We start from the raw sequence: 10,228 nt of genomic DNA, 5'->3' as shown, positions 1-10,228 counted from the left end.
GCGCATTGATTTGCAATATGATTTTTTGAAGAAGCAATTTTCACAGCAAAGCGTTATGTTACTGGATTCCACGATCTGAAAGTTTCCCTGTCCTAACACGTACTATCAGCGTAGCTCCCGCTTTACTGGAAATTAATTCCACGGTTCTGTTTATTTTAAACCATTAATTATCAATCAATTATGAGATTCTGCTTGCCAGTCTTGCTTTTGCTCTGTTGTACACAGGCAATGGCCCAGCGAACCCTTATTAAGGGTAAAGCCACGGACGACAAAAACAATCCGCTACCAGGGGTCAGCATCATGGTGAAAGACACGCGCAATGGGGTGGCCACCAATGAAGATGGCGTATTTTCTATTTACGTGGCCGACCCGAAAACCACCATTCTCCGGGCTACCATGACAGGTTATGAAACAAAAGAAATGGCGCTGAACGGGAAAACGACCATCCAGTTTTTACTGGCGCCTTCTCCCATTAATTTAAAAAATGTGGTGATTGCAGGCGCTATGGGGCTTAACCGCCAGGCGAAATCAGTAGGCTACGCTACCCAGTCAGTAAATCCCAACAACCTCACGGAAGCGCGGGACCTGAACATCGTAAACGGTCTCGCCGGTAAAGTGGCCGGTCTCCAGGTAACCACCACCGGTCAGCCGGGATCGTCCAGCCGCCTTATCCTGAGAGGGGAAAACTCCATGACGCAAAACAACCAGCCCCTCTGGGTGGTAGATGGGGTGCCTATCAACAACGATATGGGCGACGGAAGGGACAACCTCGATTTTGGTAACGGCGCTGCAGACATCAACCCCGACGATGTGGAATCTATCCAGATCCTCCAGGGACCCAATGCTGCCGCACTCTATGGTTCCCGCGCCGCCAACGGCGCCGTACTGGTGGTGACCAAGAAAGGTAAGATCGGCGACGGCCTCGGCATCGCTATTAACCAGAACACCCTCGTGAACTCCATCGCTGAGTTTCCCGCTTACCAGAACGTATACGGAGAAGGGGCCAACGGTTACACCGTAGGCAACGGCAATAATATTGTGCCGGGTACCGATGCCGTGCGCATGGGACTCAACGGTTCCACCTGGGGAATGCCTATGCTGGGCCAGCCCTACAACGACTTTAGCGGCAAAAGGGTAGAAGGTGGTTTCCTGCCGCAACCAGGCAATGTCACTTCCCTCTATAAGCCCAGTATCACCAACAGTTCCGGCATTTCTATCAACAAAGCGGATGAACAATCGTCGTTCCGCTTATCATATATGTTCACCAACAGCGATGATGTGCTGAAAAACCAGAATATCATCAAGAAGCATAACATTTCCCTTAACGCCGGCCGTAAACTGGGCAAGTTCCTGAACGTGGAAGCAAGGGTGATGTATACCAACCAGGGCACAAAGAACCGTACCTACCGCAACCTCGACGCTTCCAGCCCGATGGCGGCCTACGTGTACATGCCACGCAGCGTAAACATCAACTCCCTCTCGCCATGGGCGGATCCCTTCGGTAACTCTGTTACCTTCGGCGCAGTGGGCAGCGTGGAAAACCCGCTATGGATGCTCTATGAAAATGAAAACGAAGATAAATCCAACCGCCTGCTGGCAGGTATAACGGCCACGGCTAAACTTACCAACCACCTTAACTTCCGTATAATGGCTTCTTCCGATATAAAAGTTGCCAGCTATTACCAGTATAAGGAACTCGGTGGCCTCAGAACGCCCAACGGATTTTATTCGAACTCCAACCAGAACAACCAGATGTGGGACTACCAGGCGATGTTCATGTATAACAATAAGCTGAGCAAATCTTTTAGTCTTACTGCCAACCTGGGCGCAGAATATGTAACTAACAACAACCAGTTCAGAGGCGCCAGCATCGCTTCCCTGCTGGTACATGATATGCCAAGCATCCAGAACAGCACCGCGTTCCCTGCCGCTACAGAGTCGCTCGTCCGTTCTAATGTGCAATCGATTTACGGCAATGCCACACTGGCTTTCCGCGATTTCCTTTTCATCGATATCACGGGTCGTAACGACTGGTCCTCTACGCTGCCTGTGAACAACAGCTCCTTCTTTTACCCTTCCGTGAGTGGTAGTTTCGTGTTCTCCAATTTCCTCCCGGAAAGCAGCTTCATCAACTACGGAAAATTAAGAGCATCGGTAGCGCAGGTGGGTAATGCCGCGCCGCCACTGTCGCTGTACACAACGTATCCCTATGGCGGTCTGTTTCTCGGTAATCCTTACCTGAACTACGGCAATGGCAACCAGCTGAACAACCCGGCGTTGAAACCGGAAAAAACATTGTCAAGGGAAGCGGGGGTGGAACTGGCCCTGTTTAAAAGCCGCATCCAGTTCACGGCCAACGTGTACCAGTCCAACACTACCAACCAGATCATCCGTCCGCAGATCCCTACGGAAACAGGCTTCTCCACCCGGATCCTCAACGCAGGCGAAATGCAGAACAAGGGCGTGGAGCTGTCGCTGAACGCGGTGGCCCTGCAAACAAAAAAGCTGAGATGGAATGTAATGGCCAACTGGTCTATGAACAGGAATAAGGTAATATCGCTGGTACCTAACATCGACAGGCTTAGTCTTGGTACCAACCTTGGCGCCACGGTAAATGCCATTGTTGGCCAGCAGTATGGTGTGCTCACCGGCAACGCACCTTATAAAGTACGCGATACCCTCATCGTGAATCCTTCCAACGGAAGAACCATTGCTGATCCGAATGTAGTACTGGGCAATTTCCACCCCGACTGGATCGGATCATTGGGTTCCGCTTTTAAATACGGCGCTTTTGACCTTTCTTTCCTCTTCACTGTAAAATGGGGCGGCGTTATTTATTCCGCTTCCTATGGCCGCGCCAACTTTGCGGGTAACACCACTGCCAGCCTGTATGGCCGCGATGAATTCCTGCTGAGCAATGTGATCCTCGGGGAAAACGACCAGGAAAGAATGGGTGTTGGTCAGGCTAACAGTAAAGGCAATACCGTTTACGGCGATGCAGACAGGCCCAAAGGCGCCCGTTACCAGGAAGCTTACTTCCCGTTGGTAGACGCCTCCGGTAAAAACGTCCTCGATAAAGACGGCCGTATGATCCCCGGTAAAAAAAGCGGTATCTGGATGAATCCAACCACCTACAATTCCGACATGGTATTAAATAATACGCCGGCTATCACTTTCAACGCATCCAACATCCGCCTTAGTGAGCTGATCTTCGGATATGCCCTGCCGGCCAGTATCCTGAAAACAACACCGGTAAGATCTGCACGCCTGGCGTTTGTAGGCCGCAACCTGTGGACCCTTTTCAAACACACGCCGCAGGGTATCGATCCGGAAGCCGCCAATACTACCGGAAACGCCCAGGGTATTGAGTCCGGCGGATCTTTCCCGTTCTCTATTTATGGATTTGACCTGAAAGTAACTTTTTACATGTGTATCATGAAAGCAGTATATATCCTTTCTTTAATAACGATCATGTGCTGGGGTTGCACGCGGGATTTTGAGAACCTGAACACCGACCCTACACAGTTCAAAGATGCAGCCCCGGAAGCAAGTATCCTGGCGGCGGTAAAAAATATGAACGGCCGCATGGCGGATCATAACACCAGTAAATACTGGGATCTGGGCCACCTGCTTTGCCAGCAGGCCAACCGGTACGACGTAACAGACGCCGGCCTGTGGCAAACATTTTACCAGGGCGTACTGGGCAACCTTAACCAGGTAGTGATCAACTATGGCAGCGATTCGTTGTATAACAACCGCGTACAGGTGGCCCGTATCCTGCAGGCATATGCCTATTCCATTATGGCCGGTAACTATGGCGCTGTGCCGCTGTACCAGGCTAACAACCCGGAATACCTGTCGACCATCCTGTTTGAAAATGAAGATACCGTTTACAGCTACGTGCTTTCTACATTAAAAGATGCAGCAGCTAAGATCCAGCTGAACGGCGACAAGCTTAAATATGATGCGATCTACAACGGCAACCTGCAAAACTGGATCAAGTTTGCCAATACCATGCGCCTGAAAATTGCGATCCGTACGCAAAAGAATATGGGCGCTGTGGCACGGCAGCACATCACGGAAGTAATGGCCAATGAATCCGCTACTATCAGTACTGAAGCAGAAACCGCGAAGATGAGCTTCGAAAATGTAAATAATAATGAGAACCCGTATTTCATTAAATACATTAAGTCGAACCAGTACTTTCCATATGCCCCCGGCGCTTCCGGGCAGGCGCCAAAAATGAGCGAGTTCCTGTTCACCGTGTTCCGGTCCTATAAAGATCCGCGTCTCAGCGTGTATTACGACACAGTACCTACTGCTAACCGCCTCATCTTAACAGATACACTCACCAGTGTTGCAGATGATTCGCTGAGAGTGGTTACTTACCCTATCCCTTATCTTGGCCAGCCAAAAGCCGGTACCAAGCTGGCGGGATGGAGCGCACTTGCGGGCCAGCCGGACATTGTAGGTAGCTCTAACATCAACAGTTATTCTAACGCTAATCCTGTCATTTACCAGGCGGGCCGGCCCATCATCATGCTTTCTTATGCAGAAGCATTGTTCCTGAAGGCGGAAGCCGCACAAATGGGACTGGGCGGCAGTATGAGCGCAGAGCAATATTATTATGCAGGTATAGATGCCAACTTCGCCTACTGGAATATCAGTACCACCCTCCGCGATGAATACAAAGGCCGCGATGGTATTAAATGGAATACTACCGGTACAGGATTTAATAATTACCTGAGTCTTACCAACGCCAATATTGCTGCCGATCCGCTCACAAAAATATGGGTACAGCGCTGGCTGAACTATTTCCCCGACGGTGGTTTCGACTGCTGGTGCCTGGAACGCAGAACCCGTGTGTTCCGCCTGCCGCCGCATACTAACCCGGGTGGTAATTCTTCTTACTCCGCCAACCCAACTTATTCGGATGTGCCGGGAAGAATGTCGTATCCCGTTTCCGTGGTAAACCTGAACCCTGTGGGCTACCAGAGCGCACTGAAAGAACTGGGCGTAAACCGTACGGACGACTACGATATTTACCAGGAACTGCATTTTGCAAAACCTTATACAGTGCCCGACTGGAACAATGCGCCGGCCGCTTATGATTACCGCTTCATCCAGAAATGGTATGGTACTACCGTACAGGAACTGGCTGCAGCTGCGCAAAGGGATGGGTTTAAATACACGATCACCCAGACTTATCATCCTTAAAAACTGACATCATGAAACGTGTTAATATACTTTTGGCAGCAGCCGCTTTCCTGTTGCTTAACGCCTGTAAAAAAGACATCACCGGTCCTTCTGTGGATGATAATATCCTGAACTACGAAATACCGGATGTACCGGTAACGGAAAATTATGTGGTAGGCGCTTTCTACACTTCTTTTGGCGGCTGGAACGCCAATATCAAAGAAGTGCCGGTAGTAGGAAAATACGGGATGCCCAACGGCGTGCTTACCGCAGGCGTGATGCCCAAACATATTGCCTATGGCGTGAAAGCAGGGCTGGATTATTTCGTGTTCTCCTTCCGCTCTCCCAACAGGGACGCCAATAACTATAAGTCGGATTCCACGCTGATCCGCGGGTTCATTGACGCCGACGGCGAGGGCCAGATGAAATTTGCCATGTCGTACAATTTCAGCACCGGTACCTACGGCGGACTCAGTGCCACTAATCCTATTGAAAAGGATAAGCTCAAACTGGCGCAGTTCTTCGACGATTTCCGCCGCATTGTACCTTACATGAAAGATGCGCATTACATGAAGGTGGGCGATAAACCCCTGCTGTATATTCAGAACGCACAAACGCTGTTTTCCGACAGCAACAAAGCGATTTATGATACGCTGAGAAGCCAGCTGAAAACACTGGGCATAGAACCTTACATAGTAGGTATGCAGGACCGCTGGACACCGCCCGCCCGCTACGAGATCCGTTTCAAAGGCTGTGTAGACGCCATCTATCACCAGTCGTTCAGCTCGCAGATCAACAACTGGGACCGGTGGTACCTGCTGCCGCAAACGATAGATCAGAACTGGAAATATTCTAAGGATTATTTCGAAAAGAATTTCGGGGCCGACTATGTGCCTAACATCACGCCGGCTTATAGCTGGAAGATCAATACGCCCACCAGCACCAACCCGGAATATCCGCGTACCGATAGCGGCGCGCTGTTCATAAAACTGTGCAATGTGGCTAAAATGAATGCCAGTAATAAAACACGGCTGATCATGATCGACGGCTGGAATAACTGGACGGAAGATATGCAGCTTGAACCGGCCGAAAGCTACGGGGAACTTTATCTCAATATTGTAAAAAAGCAATTCAAGAAATAACCCACTGTAACGACTGAGAATCGTGGAAGATTCAATTTGGATCACGTAATAACAGAAGGGGCCGTTTCCCGGCTCCTTATTTTTTTAGTATAAGAAAAGTTTTTGTAAGATGATAAACAGCGCAAGGATTTTAGCGGTGCTGCTGCTCACGGCAGGCAGCGCATTCTGCCAGCAGCGGATTACATTCAGTAAAAAAGTAACACTGGAAACGATAGGCAAAGGATCAGTGATACAACAGGATGGTATTCTGCAAACACAAAACGCCTATGCCACTTTCGGCGATTCTTCGCTGAAGAATTATCGCTTCAGCTTCCGTGCCAGTATGCCGGGTACGGCCAGTGAAGTCCAGATCTGGGCCGGTTTCCGGGCATATAACCGGAACGATCGCTACATCCTGGCACTCAGGGGCGGGCGGCAGAATAATCTTTATCTCAGTCGCCTTGGCTATATGGGCACCGATCAATTTCTGGCCCTGCGCACACTGGATTTTCATCCCGTTCCCGGTAAATGGTACGCCCTGCGGGTAGAAGTATGCGGCGCACGTATCCGCGTATTCCTCAATGATGAATCCCTGCCGCGTATAGACGTTACCGATAGTAACAGCGACCTGGCGCCATCAGGGAAAGTGACCCTCGGCGGCGGCTGGATCAGCACCCGTTACGACGATCTTAGCATTACACCTTTACCGGACGATGCGCTGGAAGGATTGCCCAGTAAGGAATACGCCGCCAGCGCTACTGTTAAGGAAAAGGAAACGCTGCGTAAACAACAGCGCGATGCCTGGCATCCTATTGCAGTAACGGATATCAGCCGGCCGCGCACGGAAGTATCACTTAACGGCAACTGGCTGTTTATGCCGGTATACCAGCTGGCCGATGAAAGCAAGGCCATTTCCCCGCAGGAAAGCGATGAGCAATGGCATACCATGAACGTGCCCGATTTCTGGAATCCCATACGGATATGGCTACACGGAGAAACGTTTGGCCGTCACCCTAAGGGCGCTTCTGATGCCTATTTCCAGCGGGAAACCGCCAGGTGTGAAGGATATACTTTTGATTATAAAAAGACAAACGCCGCCTGGTACCGGCAATGGATCAACCTGCCGGCGGGCATTGAACAAAAAGAAACCCTTCTTCGCTTTGATGCCGTATCCAAGGTATCTGAAGTATACATTAACGGGAAACCTGCCGGAAAACATACCGGCATGTTCGGTCAATTCGTAATTAACGGCAAAGGGTTATTCAAAGCAGGAAAGAACCTGGTTACCGTGAAAGTGATCCGCGATTATGTAACCGGTATCAAAGACGCCGGTAAAGTAGTGGATGTGGCGGTAAGCGTAGAAGTAACCAACAAAATGCTGAAAGACCTGGCGCATGGCTTCTACAACGACGATCCCGCGGGCATCTGGCAACCGGTGTCCCTGCTCATTACAGAGCCGCTGGCCATCACGGATGTATTCATCCAGCCGGGTCTTACCGGCGCAGGTTTTGATGTTACCGTGAAAAATAACACCGACAAGGAGCAGCCCCTTGCCATCAATATGGACATTCCCGGTTTGTATAACGGCAAGCGTTTAGCCGGCGCCGTTATGAAGGCAGGAGAGGAGAAAACCCTGCACTATGAAATAGATCACCTGCAGCCATTGTTATGGTCGCCGCAAACCCCCAATCTCTACAACTTTACTTTTTCCCTCGAAAGCAACGGCCGCATTACAGACAGCACCACCATCACCTCCGGCTTCCGCACCTTTGCATCAAAGGATGGATTCCTTTATCTCAACGGCCGCCGCTACTGGCTTCGGGGCGGCAACCAAACACCCTTTGCCCTGGCGCCTAACGATACACAGCTGGCGGAACGCTTCTACGACCTGATGAAAGCAGGCAATATGGAAGTAACCCGTACGCATACTTCACCTTACAACGAAAACTGGCTCGCGGCAGCCGACAGGAAAGGCGTGGGCATCAGCTTCGAAGGCACCTGGCCCTGGCTCATGATCAACAGCTCTATGCCGGATGAACAACTCATCAGCAAATGGGCCGATGAATTTATCAGTCTCCTGAAAAAATACCGCAACCATCCTTCCATTTTGTTCTGGACGGTAAACAACGAAATGAAGTTTTACGACAACGATCCCGACCCGGTAAGAGCCAGGCTCAAAATGAAGATCATTTCTGAAGTGGTGAAACGCATGCGGAAAACAGACGGTACCCGCCCCATTTGTTTTGACTCCAACTACAAGCGGAATGAGAAGAAATTCGGGAAGGACTTCTTCAGGGATATCGACGATGGCGACATAGATGATATTCACGCCTATATTAACTGGTACGACTATACGATATTCAAACAATTCAACGGTGAGTTCCAGCAACGCAACCATAACGAAGGGCGCCCGCTGATCAGCCAGGAAATGTCGTCCGGCTACTCCAATAATGAAACCGGCCACCCGGTACGCTTCTATACACAGGTGCATCAAACGCCGCAGGAACTGGTGGGCGATCTGGCCTATGAGTTCAGCGATCCTGCCTGGTTCATGGAATCGCAGGCTTTTATTACCGGCGAGCAGGCGGAAGCCTATCGCAGAACCAACGATAAGGCAGCGGGCATCCTGCATTTCGCTTTAATAAGCTGGTTCCGCAACGTATACGATGCCAAAGCTATTGAGCCGTACCCCACTTATTATGCGTTGCAGCGCGCCTTACAGCCGGTACTGGTAAGCGCGGAGTTATGGGGCCGGCATTTTTATGCAGGCACACAACTCCCGGCGCGCATCTGCATAGTGAACGACCGCCACGAAGGAACACCGTTAAGCGCAACGGAATTAACCTGGCAGCTGCAAACCAATGAAGGCGCCGTTATTGCCACTGGAAAACAGTCTATACCAGAGGTGCCTTACTATGGCCGCCAATGGGTAACGCCAAACATCCTTATCCCCAAAGCATTACCCGCAGCGGAAGTAAACGGTAAACTGGTGCTCACCCTGAAGGAGCATCACCGTTTACTATCTTCCAACGAATACAAAATAATACTGGCAGACCAACGGTTTTTTTCACCTGCGCTCACCGCCCCTGTAGTACTAATAGACGGAGCAGGGCAAATGAAGCCTGTTTTCGATGCCCTGAAAATTAAATGCACTACTGCACAAACTGTAAGCGAAGCATTGGCTAAGAAGGCCGCTGTATACGTATTTGCCGGCCTGGAACCCGGAAAGAATATCAGCGCTGCCGAACAGCAGCAGCTGCAATCTGTTGTACAGGCAGGAGGAAAGATATTGCTCCTGGATGCAGCAAAATCAGCCGCTCAGCTGCTCCCGCAATATGTTTCCGGCGTACTGAATTTCCCGGAGGGAGATATTGTAAACATGGACATCCCTGAAGCGCCGGTATTCAACGGCATTGGCCTCCTGGATCTCCGTTACTTCAATAACAACAAACGGGAACTACCGGCAGTATGCAATGGCGCACTAACGGTAAAGCGCCAACGCGGATTGGATATACTGGCAAAGCACATTAACGTACACGGCTATATTAAAGGTGAAATGGCGGAACGCGCCGCCTATATGTCCACTATCCAGGGCGCCACACTGGTGAAAGCCGGCAACAGCTATCTGTGTACCATGTCGCTGGAAAAAGCGGCCACGGACCCTGTAGCGGGTAAGCTGCTGTATAATATAATAGCTGAACTGGGCAGGTAATGCAGCGGAGTTTGTCTGACTCAGGATTAAAATGATTACGCTGATTACGCTGATTTGATTACTTTGGATTTAAAATGATTTTGGGAGATTTAAGCGGATACTTTCGCTTAAAATCTCCCCCAATCTTTTAAAAATTTATAAAATCCTAAAAAATAAAATCAGTGTAATCAGCGTAATCATTTTAATCCTGAGTCAGACA

The 10,228-nt window shown here is 50.1% G+C and carries 3 protein-coding genes; all 3 read left to right on the top strand.

The genetic code is table 11. The features are described from left to right. Positions 1-228: 228 nt before the first annotated feature. The 3 genes from VN105_RS15375 to VN105_RS15365 all read left to right on the top strand — a co-directional run bounded on the left by VN105_RS15375 (position 229) and on the right by VN105_RS15365 (position 10,029). Complete coding sequence (locus VN105_RS15375) at positions 229-5,217, top strand: SusC/RagA family TonB-linked outer membrane protein (protein ID WP_325642412.1); 4,989 nt, start codon at positions 229-231, stop codon at positions 5,215-5,217. Positions 5,218-5,228: 11 nt separating this feature from the next. Beyond that, positions 5,229-6,338: a glycoside hydrolase family 99-like domain-containing protein gene (locus tag VN105_RS15370; RefSeq protein ID WP_325642411.1), complete on the top strand. Its 1,110-nt coding sequence runs from the start codon at positions 5,229-5,231 to the stop codon at positions 6,336-6,338. A 109-nt stretch (positions 6,339-6,447) separates the two neighbouring features. Beyond that, positions 6,448-10,029, top strand: a complete 3,582-nt coding sequence (locus VN105_RS15365; RefSeq protein ID WP_325642410.1) for a glycoside hydrolase family 2 protein — start codon at positions 6,448-6,450, stop codon at positions 10,027-10,029. The last annotated feature ends 199 nt before the right edge of the window (positions 10,030-10,228 follow it).

The organism is Chitinophaga sp. (assembly GCF_035564935.1).
Taxonomy (GTDB): Bacteria; Bacteroidota; Bacteroidia; order Chitinophagales; family Chitinophagaceae; genus Chitinophaga.
This window is presented reverse-complemented; position numbering and strand designations above follow the sequence as displayed.